The sequence below is a fragment of the Shewanella sp. QJM3NY_23 genome (assembly GCF_056173105.1).
On sequence record NZ_CM149657.1, the window covers coordinates 1270134 to 1286901 of the forward strand.

At 39.8% G+C, this 16768-nt stretch carries 13 protein-coding genes; 11 read left to right on the forward strand and 2 right to left on the reverse strand.

The genetic code is table 11. The features are described 5' to 3' along the window. Nucleotides 1-8 precede the first annotated feature (8 nt). Nucleotides 9-1847 carry a hypothetical protein gene (locus tag AC0VXX_RS05810; RefSeq protein ID WP_475516316.1) on the reverse strand — a complete coding sequence of 613 codons (1839 nt, stop codon included), beginning with the start codon at nucleotides 1845-1847 and terminating at the stop codon, nucleotides 9-11. 184 nt (nucleotides 1848-2031) lie between these two features. Here AC0VXX_RS05810 and AC0VXX_RS05815 point away from each other — a divergent pair, with 184 nt between their 5' ends. Beyond that, a complete protein-coding gene (locus tag AC0VXX_RS05815) occupies nucleotides 2032-2814 on the forward strand; it encodes an MlaA family lipoprotein (protein WP_475516317.1) in 783 nt (260 codons plus the stop codon). A gap of 122 nt (nucleotides 2815-2936) precedes the next feature. Further along, entirely contained in the window at nucleotides 2937-4040 is a 1104-nt protein-coding gene (locus tag AC0VXX_RS05820; RefSeq protein ID WP_475516318.1) for a response regulator, read from the forward strand. 108 nt (nucleotides 4041-4148) lie between these two features. Here the strand turns inward: AC0VXX_RS05820 and AC0VXX_RS05825 are convergent, their stop codons facing one another. Further along, the gene (locus AC0VXX_RS05825) at nucleotides 4149-5660 is read right to left on the reverse strand and encodes a peptide MFS transporter (protein ID WP_475516319.1); all 1512 of its coding nucleotides are present in this window, start codon (nucleotides 5658-5660) and stop codon (nucleotides 4149-4151) included. Between the two features lie 555 nt (nucleotides 5661-6215). Between AC0VXX_RS05825 and rfaH the strand changes: the two genes are divergently transcribed. The 9 genes from rfaH to AC0VXX_RS05870 all read left to right on the forward strand — a co-directional run bounded on the left by rfaH (nucleotide 6216) and on the right by AC0VXX_RS05870 (nucleotide 16765). Continuing rightward, entirely contained in the window at nucleotides 6216-6746 is a 531-nt protein-coding gene (gene rfaH, locus AC0VXX_RS05830) for a transcription/translation regulatory transformer protein RfaH (RefSeq protein ID WP_475516320.1), read from the forward strand. A gap of 1065 nt (nucleotides 6747-7811) precedes the next feature. Further along, nucleotides 7812-10562 (forward strand): SLBB domain-containing protein, encoded by a 2751-nt coding sequence (locus tag AC0VXX_RS05835; RefSeq protein WP_475516321.1) that lies wholly within the window; start codon nucleotides 7812-7814, stop codon nucleotides 10560-10562. A 124-nt stretch (nucleotides 10563-10686) separates the two neighbouring features. Further along, a complete protein-coding gene (locus AC0VXX_RS05840) occupies nucleotides 10687-11649 on the forward strand; it encodes a Wzz/FepE/Etk N-terminal domain-containing protein (protein ID WP_475516322.1) in 963 nt (320 codons plus the stop codon). Between the two features lie 186 nt (nucleotides 11650-11835). Continuing rightward, nucleotides 11836-12696, forward strand: coding sequence for an SMP-30/gluconolactonase/LRE family protein (locus AC0VXX_RS05845; protein ID WP_475516323.1), 861 nt, complete (start codon nucleotides 11836-11838; stop codon nucleotides 12694-12696). Then, complete coding sequence (locus AC0VXX_RS05850; RefSeq protein ID WP_475516324.1) at nucleotides 12674-13663, forward strand: glycosyltransferase family 2 protein; 990 nt, start codon at nucleotides 12674-12676, stop codon at nucleotides 13661-13663. Before AC0VXX_RS05845 ends, AC0VXX_RS05850 begins: the two co-directional genes overlap by 23 nt. Then, nucleotides 13599-14273, forward strand: a complete 675-nt coding sequence (locus AC0VXX_RS05855) for an acylneuraminate cytidylyltransferase family protein (RefSeq protein ID WP_475516325.1) — start codon at nucleotides 13599-13601, stop codon at nucleotides 14271-14273. The genes AC0VXX_RS05850 and AC0VXX_RS05855 overlap by 65 nt, the downstream gene beginning before the upstream one ends. Nucleotides 14274-14282: 9 nt before the next feature. Then, a complete protein-coding gene (locus tag AC0VXX_RS05860) occupies nucleotides 14283-15218 on the forward strand; it encodes a phosphoglycerate dehydrogenase (RefSeq protein ID WP_475516326.1) in 936 nt (311 codons plus the stop codon). A 30-nt stretch (nucleotides 15219-15248) separates the two neighbouring features. Further along, complete coding sequence (locus AC0VXX_RS05865; RefSeq protein WP_475516327.1) at nucleotides 15249-16010, forward strand: SDR family NAD(P)-dependent oxidoreductase; 762 nt, start codon at nucleotides 15249-15251, stop codon at nucleotides 16008-16010. A gap of 347 nt (nucleotides 16011-16357) precedes the next feature. Next, a complete protein-coding gene (locus AC0VXX_RS05870) occupies nucleotides 16358-16765 on the forward strand; it encodes a hypothetical protein (protein ID WP_475516328.1) in 408 nt (135 codons plus the stop codon). Nucleotides 16766-16768 lie beyond the last annotated feature (3 nt).

Sequence of the window (16768 nt, forward strand, 5' to 3'; positions counted from 1 at the left end):
AGCTTTACCTATGCTTTAATTTTGACTAAGTAGTGTTCACCTGGTAACAGGCTGGCAGGCACCTGGCTTTGCTGGGTGACAATATTAACGCTTTGCATACCGATACTGGACAACTTTTGCTGAAGTGATTCAAGGCGGAGATTAATCGTAGTGAGCAGTGGCTTGCTATCTGCGGTAAAACTCAGATTAAGTTGCTGTTGTTTGATATCAGCATTGATTAAGAGGCTGCCACTGGATAAGTTAAATTTAAGCTGTAAACGCCATTTATCATGTTTATCTGAATCTTGTGTGGTTTGTTCAAAGTGGCCTTCTAGCTCCTCTTGCTTATTGTCTAAGGTGTAAGGTAAGGCAAAATACCAGTTAATGCCTTGGTTGTTATCACTGCTGGCTTGTTGATACAAGGAGAGCCCAGATAACAGCTTACCCATTGATTCTCCTGCCCCGGCTTTATCTAATAATCTTAGTAATGCTGAGCTTACGCCAATTTGTCGCTGCAATTGTTGGAGATATTTATTGGCGTCGACCTGAGTATTTTGCTGCAGGTTACGACCTAACAATAACTGGAAGAGCACCGCGATAGTGCCACTATGGCTGCTATTACCCAAAGTGTGATTGGGTATTGGTGGGGTTATCCCAGCTAATGTATCAATGAGTTCTCGTTGCACCAGGCTTGGTACGGCGAGATCGGCTAATGGACGCGGAAAGGCAAGCGCTAATTGTTGCTTAACTAAGCTGAGTAGGGATTGCTCATTCGTTATTTTTACTGTGTCAGCATTGCGGCTGGCTTCACTACCTGCCATTTGCTGCATGGCTTGGGTTAATCCTCGGTGAAAAGGAGGCGATGCTGCTTGTCCCAAGGTGTTGACTGTTTGGCGATTGGTGTCATTCACTTGTAATGCGAGTGATTTTGGATTGAGCATCAATTGGTTAATGCTGTTTAGCATTGGTGCTACTCGATTGGCATCGGTGAATGAGGTGCCAATGTTTGCTGCCATTTGATACAGGTTTGTCTTGATAAGTGCATTACTTGGCGCCCTGATGGGACCTAAAAGTTGACCCATACCAGCATCTGGACGCTGCACCGTTAAATATCCCTCTGCCAATCTGTCTGGAATTTTTAGTCCCGAAAATGCGGTTTGTAAGCTGGCAATTTGTGATTGAGGCACAGCAAGCTTTGCAAGTTGCTGACTCAGCTGACTGTAAGTGCTGGTCAGTGAGGGGAGGGTGAGCAGTTGTTGGTTGGTTAAGTCTTGTTTTGGTACTTGATTTAATACTACAGGAAGTAATGTAACTGCTATTTGATCAAGTTTGGCTGTTAAACTTAATTGTAATTGTCCGTTTTCCATGATGATAGCTGCGCTATAGGTGCCTGAGGGTAAGTTGCTATTGCCAGAGGTAAAGGCGAGTACACTTGCCAAGCTAACCATACCCGCTACCACTTTGGCCTCACCAAGGGGGTAGCCTTGTACTCTTGTCGCTAACTGAGTTAGCTGTGCAATATTGACTCGATTCCCCTTAATGTAAGCCTGCAAAGGTGCGGGGATTGGTTCGTTATAGGTATTACCCAGTAATTGTAATGTCGCGCTTAAATTGGCTGATGCCGGGGTTGAGGACGCAAGCTGAGTAACCACAACTTGTTGCGTGTCAATCCTACTTAGTACTTGGCGATCAACACGGCGAGAATAATCGATGCGATAATCATGTTTATTAAGTTTTATTGAATCGCCTTCACTGGCGCGTTTGATCTCAACCGGAATGAGTACCTCTGCTTTACTGCCACTTGGCGTGCCGGGTTTCTGTGTCGCTGAGCCCGTGGTTACAGGCGTTGTAATGCTATTTTGACTCAAGAGGCAGCCCCAAATGGTGAAGTGTTTAAAGACATTTTACAAATTTCAATTTGACCTAGTCATTTTGCTGAGTATCCTTAGCGGTCTGAAAGGAAAACCAAACTGTGTAGTCTAGTATTACCTATATCGTCATAAGTGCAGATGACTTTAGTTATAGGTAATACTGTATAGGAATCCGAGTTATATGAAGTATAAATGGAGTGCGTTGAGCCTGCTATTGCTTGGGGCGCCGTTGGCAGCCCAAACGCCACAAGAAGATGAAGTCAGTGCTAAGGAAAGCGCCACAGAAGTGTCTATTATTTATAATGATGACAGAGATCCTTTCGAGAGCTTTAACCGTGCTATGTGGGATTTTAACTATCTTTACTTAGACAGATATTTATACCGTCCTGTTGCCCACGGCTATAATGATTACTTGCCGCGTCCGGTTAAAACCGGGGTTAATAACTTTGTTCAGAATTTTGAAGAGCCAAGTTCTTTGGTTAACAATGCCTTACAAGGTAAGTGGGGCTGGGCAGCTAATGCTGGTGGTCGCTTTACTATTAACACTACATTGGGCTTGCTTGGGATAGTTGATGTGGCCGACATGATGGGACTACCACGTAAGCAAGATGAGTTTAGTGAGGTATTAGGCTATTACGGCGTGCCAAACGGTCCCTATTTTATGGCGCCTTTTTTAGGGCCTTATGTGACACGTGAGTTAGCGTCTGATTGGGTTGATGGGCTCTATTTCCCATTATCAGAACTCACCATGTGGCAGTCACTGGCTAAATGGGGCTTAAAAAACTTGCATCGACGCGCTTCGGCAATCGATCAAGAGCGCTTAGTGGATAACGCATTAGACCCGTATGCTTTTGTTAAAGAAGCTTATTTCCAACATTTAGACTATAAAGTATATGACGGTGATGTACCTGTCTCGACCGATGATGATGAGTTGCTCGATGAATATATGAAAGAGTTAGATTAGCGAATCACTCGCCCCTTGATTAACTAATCACGCTTAAGGGGTGAGTTTTATTGCTTATTCTCATGTACAAAGATGTACTAGGTTAGTTAGCTTTGTCGCTGTGCAAAGCATGGGGAAGCTCAATGGCGTTAGAAGATCTAGTGATATTGTTGGTTGAAGATGATCCGGTATTTCGCAGTGTAGTCGCCGCCTTTCTCTCGAGCCGAGGAGCCACTGTTGTCGAGGCCGATGATGGTCGTCAGGGATTAGAGCGTTTTAGCCAAGCTGATTTTGATATCGTATTAGCAGATTTAAGTATGCCGATCCTTGGTGGTTTAGACATGCTAAAACAGATGGTTAGGCGTAAGCCTAATACCTTATCAATTGTTATCTCGGGTAATCAGGTGATGGCCGATGTTGTCGAAGCGCTGCGGATCGGCGCTAGCGATTATCTCGTGAAGCCTGTCAACGATCTGTTTTTAATTGAAAATGCCATTCACCAATGTATCGACGGCCCGGGTCAACAAGATGTGAAGCTTGATGACCTAGAAGAACTGTCCTATCAAGAGTTACAAGAGCACCTAAATCTACTTGAGCAAAACGCCGAAGCAGCAAAAAGTGTGCAACAGCAACTCTTTCCCCCATCAGCAATCGACTATCCCAAAGCTACCATCGACTATAGTTTATTCAAAAATGACGATGTTAGTGCTTACTTTATCGATAGTGCCAATGTGGGTGAGCAGTATCAAATTATGTATATGGCTCATTTTCATCCGCAGGATAATCGTTCAGCTTTTGCCAGTGTGTTACTTAAAAGTTTTGTGAACCAAAAACTGAAGCTCTTTCGCAATGGCAATAGCCAAACGGTTATCGAGCCGTTTAATATGCTCAGCTATCTCAATGACAGGATAAGCAAGTCTGGCTTGGATATTTATGTCGACCTTATCTATGTGGTCGTGGAGTTAACCCATTACCGAGCATCGATTGCTCAAGCTGGTAAAGGGCTGCGATGTTATATCCGCAATGATGAGGGGTTATTACCACTAGCGATGCCTGACGCCCTGCAGTTGGGGATTTTTGAGTGGGGGCAGCCTAGCACCCAGTTTAGAGATTTATTGCCAGCAGAGCGTTTGTGTATTGTCTCAAGTGTTAGCGAACATAAAGCCATGCTGTTGGCTAATCATTTTGTTGGTTTAACCTATGAAACCACAATTGCGCCAGGTGGTTATGTACAGATGAGCTTTTAATTTGCTTAAGTTAAGCCGACACTCATCAGCTGACATCACATTTTATCGATAAAAAAACGCCTTACTATGTCTAGTAAGGCGTTTTAGTTATCTTTTATCTTTTATCTTTTATCTTTTAACTGTTATCGCTTCATGTTCAGCCGTCACTGCAATTTCAGCTTCTAGCGCTTCTTCTTCAGTCTTAGGTTTATCTTCAGCACCATGCATCCAGTCGACAAGTTTGTCTGCCATAAAGTAAAGGATAACCGCAGAAATAGCTGCTGTGATGGCAATGCCAGCAAAGATAGACATAGCGTTAGCCAGCTGTTCTTCTACCGAGCCACCAGGACCAATTAAGGAGCCGACTAGACCACCAATTTTATTCGCAGCAGCAATAAACAGGAACCATGCTCCCATCATGAGTGATGCAATACGCAGCGGTGCCAGTTTAGTCACCATAGATAGGCCAATAGGCGATAAACACAGCTCGCCCATAGTATGGAAGAAATAAGCGCCCACTAACCACCACATGCTTGATTTAGCGTTAGCATCGCCACCCATCTCAAGTACGGCACCAATCATAAATAGGAAACCGATGGCCAGTAAGGTTAAACCAAGGGCAAACTTAACCGGTGAATTGGGTTCTTTTTTACCTAAATGAATCCAAATAGAAGCCACAACAGGAGCAAAGACCACAATAAATATAGCGTTAAGTGATTGGAACCACGTAGTAGGCACTTCAAATGAGCCAATCATACGATTGGTAAAATCATTAGTGAACAAGTTCATTAGGCCACCGGCCTGTTCGAAACCGGCCCAGAATATGATGGTAAACAAACCCATAACCATGATCACTTTAATACGATCGCGTTCGACTTTGGTTAAGGGCTCTTTACGTATCTCGCCTCTGGCTTCTGCATTTTGCTTTTCTAATTTAGCAGCGGGGACAGTACCAATATCGCCTAATAGTTTTTGTGCGAACAAAAACTGAATAATGAGCGATATCACCATGCCGACACCGGCGCAGAAGAAGCCAGCTTGCCAGTTATTAACAAACACTTCCTGTCCATCGATAACTTGAGTGTAACCAAAAGTAGTGTAAGCCCAGGCAACGATAAATCCTGAAAGTGCAGCGCCTAAGTTGATACCCATGTAGAAGATAGTAAATGCGCCGTCACGACGATGATCACCTTCTTCGTATAAATCACCAACCATGGTTGAAATGTTGGGTTTAAACAGGCCATTACCAAAAATTAGCGTACCAAGACCGATATAAAATACAGTAGTCTCTAAACCTGGCATCCAGCTGTGAGGTGCGGCGAGTACAAACTGGCCAATGGCCATCAGTGCACCACCAATATAAATAGCCTTTCGTTGACCTAAAATATTATCGGCTAACCAACCACCAAGCAGTGGCGTTAAGTAAACTAAACCTGTAAAGGTACCATATAAGGAGAGTGCATCGGCTTGGGTCCAGCCTAATCCATGTCCACCTTGTGATTGAACTGCGTCGACCAGGTATAACACCAAAATCGCACGCATTGCGTAATAACTAAACCGTTCCCATAACTCTGTTGTAAATAACAGGAACAGCCCTTTAGGATGCCCGAGCATCGTACCTTGAGGTTTTGCTGCGCTCATGTAAGTTTTCCCCACCTTCGCTTGTGATTGCCTACATAACAAAATCTATGTAGAAAAATTTGTTGTTGTTAATATTATCAATGTCTTAACAACCGACATTTACTTGAGTTTATCTGATTTTAAACTAAAGAAATCATTCAAGTTTTTAGTTGTCTATCTGTTGCAGACTTTTGTTATTTATTAATATCTAACGTGTTAAATTGTTTTAAACCCACCTTATATACCCTTTTAAGCCCCTAAAAGTCAATTTGATCAACTTAAACGGATAGTTATTAACCACAGCAGAATCCTGCATTTGCTGTGACATTTGTGTGATTATTGTTGTAAATCAATAATGGTTAAAGTGGCTTATTGAAAGGGGGAAATGGCGTTTTCAAATAGGGAGAGTATTTGCTATGATTTGGCCGTGAATAGGATGTCACCGCTATTACCCTGTAGTCTTCGTATTACGAGTTAATCTTTGCGCCTTACTGCTGTTTTGTTTGAATAGCTGTTAGGTCTAAGTGGTACCTATTGTTGTTTTTATTACTAAAGTTAGGCGCTTAGAGAGAATTTATGAAGGCTTGGTATCTGTTGTATTGCAAACCCCGTGGCGAAACTCGAGCGCAAGCTAATTTAAAACTGCAGCAGATTGAGACTTATCTCCCCACATTACCAGAACAAATTACCAAAGCGGGTAAAACGACCGTTAAGCACATTCCGTTATTTCCTTGTTATCTGTTTATCCATTTTGACCCTACTGTCACTAGCGTAAGCCGTATTCACTCTACTCGTGGTGTCGCGCGCATTGTTGGTTGTAAAGAATTAATGACAGCGATTGATGACAGCATTATTCATGGAATTAAGATGCGGGAACACAAATTATTCAATGCGCTTAATTTTACTAACGACCCACTACAAGAAGTACAAGATGAATTGGTCGAAGGTGATAAAGTGAAATTTATCGAAGGTCCGTTTATCGATCTCGAGGGCATTTTTGCCGAAAAAAGTGGTGATAAACGCTGTCATATTCTGTTTGACATAATGGGCCAACAAAAGCGAGTTACCGTACCTAAAAGTAGCGTAAAAGCAATTGATGAATCGTGAGTTTTTACTACTAAAAGTTCAAACTTCAGTTTTGACGTTATCTTGATAAATTGCGAGTGATTACCAATCACATGTACGCTAAAAACCAAAATCCATGTAAGACATTTGCCATTGTTTATGCTTGCAATAGACGATTAAATCTTAGAGTACTGATTCGCTGTTTATCTTTTGTTTTTACACCAGTTCCACATTAAATCATTGATTTTAAAGGTGTGGAGTTTATTTTTTATCCCGATAATATGAATTAAAATGTAACTATTTTATTGTTCAAGGGGACAGACCAGTGATATCTCATTAAATAATGTAGATTTTTTGGTATCAAGTTGCCATTTTCAGTATTTAGTTCTACGGGTGACGTATTAATAAGCAGTACTTATACGGTTATTCCAGTACAATGTGTCGCGGCTTTAGCCTTGACTAGTTACATAGTAAAGTAAAGGCTTGTTAATAAGATAGTATTTTTGTAAGGCTTGCTTGTTGGGTGGCTATAAGCTGTTGGGCTATTAAATAGGCGGCGTCATCTGGTCAGACAAAAGCGGTTTACAAGTACAAGTTTATAAGTATAAAAAGTAGCGTAATACAAATAATTAATTCGCATAGCGAAGGGCAATTTGGGGGCCGTAACCCATGGGCGGTAGCGTGTCTGCAGTGTTTTACTTTACAATCAACGCTTAAATTTGAATGTAGGTTATGTCACTGTTTAGGTTGATAAAAGTGTAGCGTTTGCTATACCTTAAGTGCCCTAGTTTAGAGCCATCAATGACACTGCATGTGGCAAAAATCCACTTATATTATTGGTAACCTGCTGCACTAATGAGCTTAGTGCTTAGTCACTAATTGTTAGTCCTTCTTTAACTTAGGCGTGTTTGCGGTAATGTTTTTGTAGTTCCTTGTCAACAAAAATTAGGCCTTATACTGTTATAACTACTTAATTTTAAAAACTTATTATGAGCTGCAGTTATTAGGTTAGCTCACAAGTCTCTACTCACAAAATATTCAATTAGCTTTTGTCCACAGTTCGGGAATCACCTCTCGACATTCAGCTTTATTCAATGGAGATTATCGGTGTTACAACAAACCAAAAAAGTCATAATAACGGCAGTTGCAGCCCTAATGTTGATGGCAACTCAAGTTCATGCGATCACACCATCCCCTGAGATGATAGAGCAATTTAAAACGTTACCTAAAGCTGAGCAGGAACGCATCGCCAAGCAGTATGGTATTGATCCCTCAATGCTATCTGGATTATCAGGGAACAGTGTTTCGCAATCAAAATTTGAAAATCCACAACTGGTCGATCCCCGTGGCGGCAAAGAGCTAGAATGGTCAGAGCAACAATTTGCGCAGGACGATAAAAAACAGCGTGATGAAGAGGAGACTAAGCCAGAATTAACACGTTTTGGTTACGAATTATTTGAAGGTGAGCCAACAACCTTTGCCCCAGTCTCTGATGTACCAGTCCCGAGTGAATATTTAGTTGGCCCAGGTGACACCATTAAGGTGCAACTGTTCGGTAAGGAAAACAAAGAATACGATTTAACCATTAACCGTGATGGCAATATCCAGTTTCCTGAACTCGGGCCAATCTCTGTGGCTGGTTTAAGTTTTGCCCAGTTACGTGAATCATTACATCAGCGTATCGCTAAGCAGATGATAGGGATTGAGTCTAATATCACCATGGGTGAACTGCGTTCTATTCGTATCTTTATTGCTGGTGATGCATATAAACCAGGCTCTTACACAGTGTCGAGTTTATCTACCGTTACCCAAGCTTTGTTTGTCGCTGGCGGTGTAAACGAGATTGGATCGCTGCGTAACATTCAAGTAAAGCGTAACGGTAAGCTGGTTGGCAAAATGGATTTATACGATCTATTGATGCGTGGTGATGCCTCTGGTGATGTGAGTTTACGTTCGGGTGATGTGGTGTTCATTCCTGCCGTAGGCGGTTTAGTCAGTATTGACGGTGAAGTCAGACGTCCCGCCATTTATGAGCTAAAAGAAAATGAAACCATTGCCGATGTGGTTGCCATGGCGGCCGGATTAAAGCCTGGTGCTTATCCTAAAAGCAGCAGTGTTGAGCGCTTTAATGCCACGGGTTTACGAGCTATGGTCAACGTTGACCTGACCACCCAGGCGGGTAAAAACATTAAAGCCAAAGCTGGTGATTTTATTCGTGTAAAAAATGCATCTAGTCAGTTTGAAGATACCATTACCCTTGTGGGTGCAGCCGTTCGTCCGGGTAAATACCAATGGTATGAAGGCATCACCATTAGTGATGTATTGCCTTCTATTTGGGGCGACTTGTCCATTTCTGCAGATTTAAATTACGCCATTGTCATACGCGAAGTTAATCGTTATGGCGATATCAAGGTATTGCAATTTTCACCCAGTAAGGCGATTGCCGATAAGGCCGTTGGCCAAGATCTGGTATTGCAGACACGCGATAAAGTGATGCTGTTTAATTACAGTGACGAAATTCAAAATCGTTACGATCTCAATAAATTAGTAAAAGAGCGAGTATTAAAGGTCACGTCACTTAACGACGATAGCTTACTTGGTAACGATCTGTTTAAAGCTGGCTTTGCTCAACTTGAAAAGGCGCAATTATCTTATCGTAGTGAAATCGGTGGTGTGGTTGTTGCTAAGGAAGCACCTGATGATGCAGAGCTTTTAATCAAAGGTGAAGTCAACAAGATGTTGGCAAATCTGTTTGATGATGATGAGCTTATTCAATTAAGCGGTGTGATGAATCGTAACGAACTGTTATACCCTGTTATCACTAAGTTGGCAGCTCAAGGTGGTTTGGATAACGGCGCCCAAGTTGTAGCGATTAACGGTAAGGTACGTCACCCTGGTATTTACCCATTATCACAAAGTGGAAAAGTCAGTGATCTTGTTAATGCGGCAGGTGGCTTAACGGAAGGCGCTTATACTGTCCGCTCTGAAATTACCAGTACTGTTACTATCAATGGCTCATCTGAGGTGCGTCATCATACGATTAATTTAGACGCTGCTTTAGGCGGCAGTGAAGTGGATAATAGAACTTTACAGTCTCGTGATATTTTAACTGTATTGACAACGCCAGAGTGGCAAGAAAATAAGTCGGTTGAGATTCGTGGTGAAGTTAAGTTCCCTGGTGTGTACAACATCCGCCGAGGTGAAACATTAGCCGATGTTGTCACACGTGCAGGTGGTTTCACTCAATATGCTTATTTAAATTCAGCAGTATTTGTGCGTGAGTCAGTGCGTCAGCAAGAGCAACTTGAAATTAAAAAGCTTGCAGATCAATTACGTCGTGATATTGCGACCCGTGGTGTATCTAAAGACGGTAATGTCGTGAACTATAGCGACGCTCAGATGATGCTAGCAGATCTTGAAAATATTAAAGCCGTTGGTCGTTTGGTTGTCGATTTGTCTGCAATATCTGTGGGTATAACGCAGGCCGACATTCAATTAGAAGATCAAGATATTTTATATGTGCCATCGACGAAACAAACCATCTCTGTTATGGGCGAAGTGCAGCACGCAGCAACCCATAGATTTAAAGAAGGCTTAACGCTAGACCAGTATCTAGCTATGTCTGGCGGCACAAGAGAGCGCGCCGATGATGGTCGTACTTATGTGATTAAGGCCGATGGGTCGGTGATGATGCCTAGCCGCTCAATGTGGTTTAGCAGTGCAGAACAACTCAGTCCTGGTGATACCATCATTGTTCCACTCGATACTGAGTACAAAGATAACCTCACGTTGTGGAGTCAGATCACAGGTATTATTTACAATACCGCGGTCGCCATTTCCGCAATATCAGGCATATAAACATATTAAAGAGTTAACGAGCCTCAATATTTGGGGCCGTTAATAATGCTTCATTAAGCAACATTATTAATCAGGTTGTTTTATTTGAGCAGCACTAATCATAAATATTAAAACTAAGAAGATAATGAATACACAAATAAAGCATTACGATAAGGACCAAGAGTTTGCAGCAATGCCTGCAGATGATGAAATCGATCTTCGAGAACTCTTTGCCGTGATCTGGCAAGGAAAGTGGTTGATTATTGCTATTACTAGCATTTTTGCTATCGCCTCTGTCATTTTTGCTATTTTGCAACCCAATATCTATAAATCAGAAGCTTTATTAGCCCCTGCGAGTGAAGAGCAAAGCGCTGGGTTAGGTGGTCTAGCATCACAATTTGGTGGCCTTGCCAGTATTGCGGGTATTAATCTCGGCGGTGGTGGAGACGTCGATAAGACGCAAATGGCGATCGAGGTGATGAAATCTCGTCAATTTACTTCAAATTTTATCAGTAAACACAATGTATTAGCCGACCTTATGGCAGCTGATAGCTGGAACCTTAATGACAATACAATTAATTATGATGCTGATTTGTATGATGTGAAAAGCAATAAATGGGTTCGAGAGGTCAAAGCGCCATATAAACCTGAGCCATCGATGCAAGAAGCCTATAAAGAGTTCAGTAAAATCGTTAGTGTTAATGCAGCTAAAGATACAGGCATGGTTACCGTATCTGTAGACCATGTTTCGCCAGCGGTTGCACAGCAATGGGTCACTTGGCTTGTTGAAGATATTAACAAAGAAATGAAAGAGCGGGATGTCGCAGAGGCTTTACGCAGCAGCGAATTTTTAACTCAGCAGATCGCACAAACCAATGTCGCTGATATTCGAACGATCCTATATAAATTGATTGAAGATCAAGCAAAAACCATCATGTTCGCCGAAGTACGCGATGAATATGTATTTAAAACAATTGATCCTGCAATTGTCCCAGAAGAAAAAGCCAAGCCTAAACGTGGATTGATCTCTATTTTGGGTACCGTATTAGGTGGAATGTTAGGAATTATGTTTGTGTTTATTAAGTATTTCGTTAGAAAAGATAGCTAAAAATAAACAACTTAATAAGTTAAAAAATATCATTCGGTTTTTAATGTAAAAGTTAAACTTAAGTATTGAAAGGTAGTTGTTATACTTTATTGAAGTTAATGACGCTCGTAGGAAATAATATTTTTAACTTGTTTTTTGATGTTAAAGCCATGTAGGGAAGTTTCGCATGCTTATGAGTTTTTACAAATGATTTGTATTAAAAGTAATTGTTTTTTAGCAGAAGGTCCTTTATGGCATCAATATAGGCAATCTTGGTGCTGGGTTGATATTTTAAATAAAAAGCTATTCGAGTTGTCACATGAAAATATTGGACATTCAGATCCTATTGTTCATGACATTCCATTTATGGGAAGTGCACTTGGTGTATCGGGTGATTCATCATTAGTCATTGTAAGTGATAAGTGTTTACTCAAATATGACTTATCAACCAAGCAGGTTTATAAAGTTAAAAATTTTGATTTTCCAGAAGATTTTAGAACAAATGATGGTAACGTATTAAAAGATGGTAAGTTTTGGTTCGGAATAATGGAAAAGAAACCATCTGGAACAAATGGTAAAGTATATTCAATTGATAGTGATTTAGAAATAGTAGAACAGATTTCAGGTATTGGAATTCCGAATACCATAAATTTTAATCTAAACAAGTTGATTGTTAGTGATTCTATTATTAATGAAACCTATGTTTATAAATACAATGACGGCCAATTCCAAAGGGAATCTATATTTATTGACCTAAAAGGTACAGGGGCAACTCCTGATGGTGGAGCAATAGATATAGATGGTAACTTGTGGGTTGCTTTGTGGGGCGGACACAAAGTCGTATGTGTAAATAGATATGGCAAGATTATTTCTGAAATTAATCTACCTGTTCCACAGCCCAGCAGTTGTTGTTTTGGTGGGCCTGAGAATAAACATTTATTAATAACATCGGCCCGAGAAGGGATGTCTGATATTGATTTAGAATCATACCCATTATCAGGAAGTGTATTTATAGTTGAAGTTAATGTTAAGGGGGATTCTAAAAATGAGTTTATATGGGCAGAATAAAATGCTGGCGAGTATCGTCATTCGAACATTAAACGAAGAGCGTTATTTGGAAGAGTTGCTAACAGCTGTTTCTGCTCAAAAATCTGACCAAGTAGAAAAAGAAATTGTAATAATAGATTCGGGCTCTACTGATAACACTATTGAAATCGCTAAGCGATATGGTGCTCGTATTACACATATCGAAAAATCTGAGTTTACTTTTGGAAGATCATTAAATATGGGGTGTGAATTTGCAAATGGACATTTCCTTGTATTTATTAGTGGACATTGTATACCCGCATCGGATAAGTGGTTAGAGGAATTGTGTAAGCCTTTTATTGAAGGTAAAGCTCAATATTCATATGGTCGGCAAATTGGTAGAGATTCTACGAAGTTTTCTGAACAATGCCATTTTAATAAGTGGTTTCCTTCATATAATAAAATTCCGCAAGAAGGTTATTTTTGTAATAACGCAAATGCAGCTGTTACACGTGAAGCTTGGTTAAAATATCAGTTTTGCGAAAAATTAACAGGTCTCGAAGATATGCATTTTGCGAAGCAATTAGTTGATGATGGTGGTACTGTTTCATATGTTGCGACAGCACCTGTTTATCATATTCATGATGAAACTTGGAAACAAGTTAGAACTCGTTATGAGCGTGAAGCATATGCACTAAAAGAGATTATGCCTGACGTTCATTTTTCTTTTGGCGATTTTATGCGTTATTTCATTTCTGGTGTAATGAGTGATTGCGGTGCTGCGGTACGTGATAAAATGTTTTTAACAAACGTCAAAGATATATTTTTATTTAGATTTAATCATTACTGGGGAACTTACCTTGGTAATCACGAAGTTCGTAAATTATCAAAGCAGAAAAAGTTAAATTATTTCTATCCAAAAGATTTGGAAAAAGGAAAGTATCATGACAAACAAAAAACTAGTAGCCTTACTCCCAATGAAGGCAAACAGCGAGCGAGTAAAGGGTAAAAACTTTAGAGATTTGGCTGGAAAACCGTTATTCAAATGGATTTTGGATTCTCTCCTTGCTGTTGATGAAATAGATCTTGTTGTTATTAACACTGATGCCAGGAATATTCTAGAAGAGAATGGTCTAGTTGAATCAGACCGAGTGTTAATTCGGGATCGTAAACCTGAATTATGTGGTGATATGGTAAGTATGAATTTGATACTTGCTGATGATATACAGGAAGTTGCATCTGAACGTTATGTTATGACTCATACGACTAATCCGTTGATTTCAAAGGAAACTATCAAGGCGGGATTGGAACGGTTCATAGCTAATCCGGAAAAAGATTCCCTTTTTACTGTCAATAAAATCCAAACACGGTTCTATCGTGAAGATTGTACTGCAGTGAACCATGACCCGGATAATCTTATTCGTACGCAGGATTTAGAACCGTGGTATGAAGAGAATTCTTGTTTGTTTTACTTCACACGTGATTCTTTTACTAAGACTAATGCACGTATAGGTAAATCACCTTTGATGATGGTGACACCTCCATTAGAGTCTTTAGACATTGATGAGCCACACGATTGGGATATGGTCGCTGCTTTAGCACATTACAGCACTAAATAGGAATAGAAAATGAAAGTTCTGGTTACTTGTCCCCCGATGTTGGGGATGTTTGAAGAGTTTGTTGAACCTGCACGTGAACTTGGTATTGAATTAGTTGCAGCTAAAACGACACAAGTGTTGAGCGAAAATGAGTTAATAGAGTTGTTACCTAATTATGATGGTTGGATTATCGGGGATGATCCAGCGACAAAAAAAGTATTCGAAGCTGGTATAAAAGGTAATTTGAAGGCCGCGGTTAAGTGGGGAATTGGTGTCGATAATGTTGATTTTAAAGCATGTGAGGACCTCGGTATACCTATTATAAATACCCCTAATATGTTTGGGGGAGAGGTTGCTGATATCGGAATGTCATTATTACTTGCAGTTGCCCGTCAAACTCATTTTATCGATAGAGAAGTGCGAAATAATAAGTGGCCTAAACCCGCTGGAATGAGTGTTTCTGGGAAGAGAGTCGGTGTTGTTGGTTTTGGTGATATTGGCGAATCTCTTGTTAAACGGCTCAGTGGATTTGATGTGAATACCACTGTTTATGATCCAGGTGTAGATGGTGATAAAGGATATGATTTTGTCACCAGAAAAGTATTCCCAGAAGGCATCGAAGAACTAGATTTTTTAATTCTTACTTGTGCACTCAATAAGCATAATTTTCATATGATAAATTCAAATATAATAGCTAAAATGAAGCCTGGAGTTATGGTTGTCAATGTTGCACGTGGCCCCCTAATCGACGAAAATGCCCTTATTGAAGCACTTCAACGTGGTCATGTAGCCGCTGCTGGCCTAGACGTTTTTGAAGTTGAACCATTACCCTCTAACTCACCACTTAGAGAAATGCCACAATGTGTTTTTGGTTCACATAATGGTAGCAACACTAAAGAAGGTGTTAGAAGAGCTACATTTAAAGCAATTGCTCACATTGCGGATTTTTTGAATAGCAGACATTAAAATTTATTAAAACGTCCAGAGTAAACTCCAATGGCATTTATAAAGAATGAAAAAAAATGGGCCTTAATTACCGGAGCATTAGGTGGTGTAGGTAAGGCATTAATTACTGAGTTTGTTGGAAATGGATATAAAGTTGTTGCAACAGATATAGTTGTAAATAATAAACCAATCGATGACGTCATATACTTGCCTTTAGATTTAAATAAATTCGTTTTAGATGAATTATATGCCATGGAGTTTTTCTCTAATGTCACAAAATTTACAGGTGATAATGGAATCAATTGTTTAATTAACAATGCAGCAATACAGATACTCGCTAATTCAAAAGAGTTAACTAGAGAACAGTGGAGTACAAGTTTTAACGTTAATGTTACAGCTCCATTCTTTTTATCTCAGATGTTTATTGATGACTTAACTAAGAATCAAGGCAGTATAGTTAATATTAGTAGTATCCATGCCACGCAAACTAAAAAAGAGTTTGTTGCTTATGCTACCTCGAAGGCTGCTCTTAGTGCTATGACTCGTAATATGGTATTAGACTTAGGAAGTGAAATTAGGGTTAATGCAATAGAGCCTGCAGCTATTGCGACGGACATGCTTAAGGCAGGCTTTAATGATAAGCCAAGAGAATATGAAAGATTAAAATCGTTTCATCCTCTAGGGCGTGTTGGAACACCTGATGAAGTCGCAAAGCTTGCTTATTTCCTTTGTTCGGATAACGCAGGTTTTATACAAGGAGCTTGTATAAGTGCAAGTGGTGGAATTAAAAGTTGTTTGAGTGATCCATTGTGAATTATATAAAAAAAATATTTAATAGGATAATTATTTTTATTTGTAATGTTGTATATAAGGTTTTCTCCTTCAGAACTGTAAAGCGAAATAAAATCCTACTATATACCGACTCGAGAGGAACCGAAATAGATAGTGCTTTAAAGCAACGGAATCCATTTTATTCATATATTAATCGGCTTGGTGATTCGTATGTGCATTATCAATTTTGCCCGCATAAATATACGAGTATTCTTGACTTCTTAGAGTTTTATGATCGAATTGGTGAGGAATACCAATATGTAATATTGCATTGCGGTATAGTGGATTTCGCACCTAGGCCGCTATCCTCGTATAACGAAATGTTAAATATGAAAATGGACTATATACGTAGGAAAGGATGGTTAAGTTACTTTAAAGAAAGGGACGACTACTTAAGTGAATATAACTCTGAGCCTACAATTCAATTTATTTCTTCAGATTTTTTAATTAAAGAAATTATTCCTATTTTGCAACAAATTAATGGTCTGTTATATGTTGGAGTGAATCCAGTTTTAGATGATTGGGATGGGAACTACTGGAGGAAAAGACCTGATAGTATCAATAAGCAGCTTATACAAGATGGCCTAATGTGTGAGAATTTGAGTTTATATGTAAGTTTATCAGGATGGAGTGAAGAAGAAATTAAGAGATATACTGTAGATAATGTACATTATAATCAATCTGGCCTCAGGAAAATTGGTGAAGATGTGTTCAATGTTTTGGGTATAGCTAAATAAATT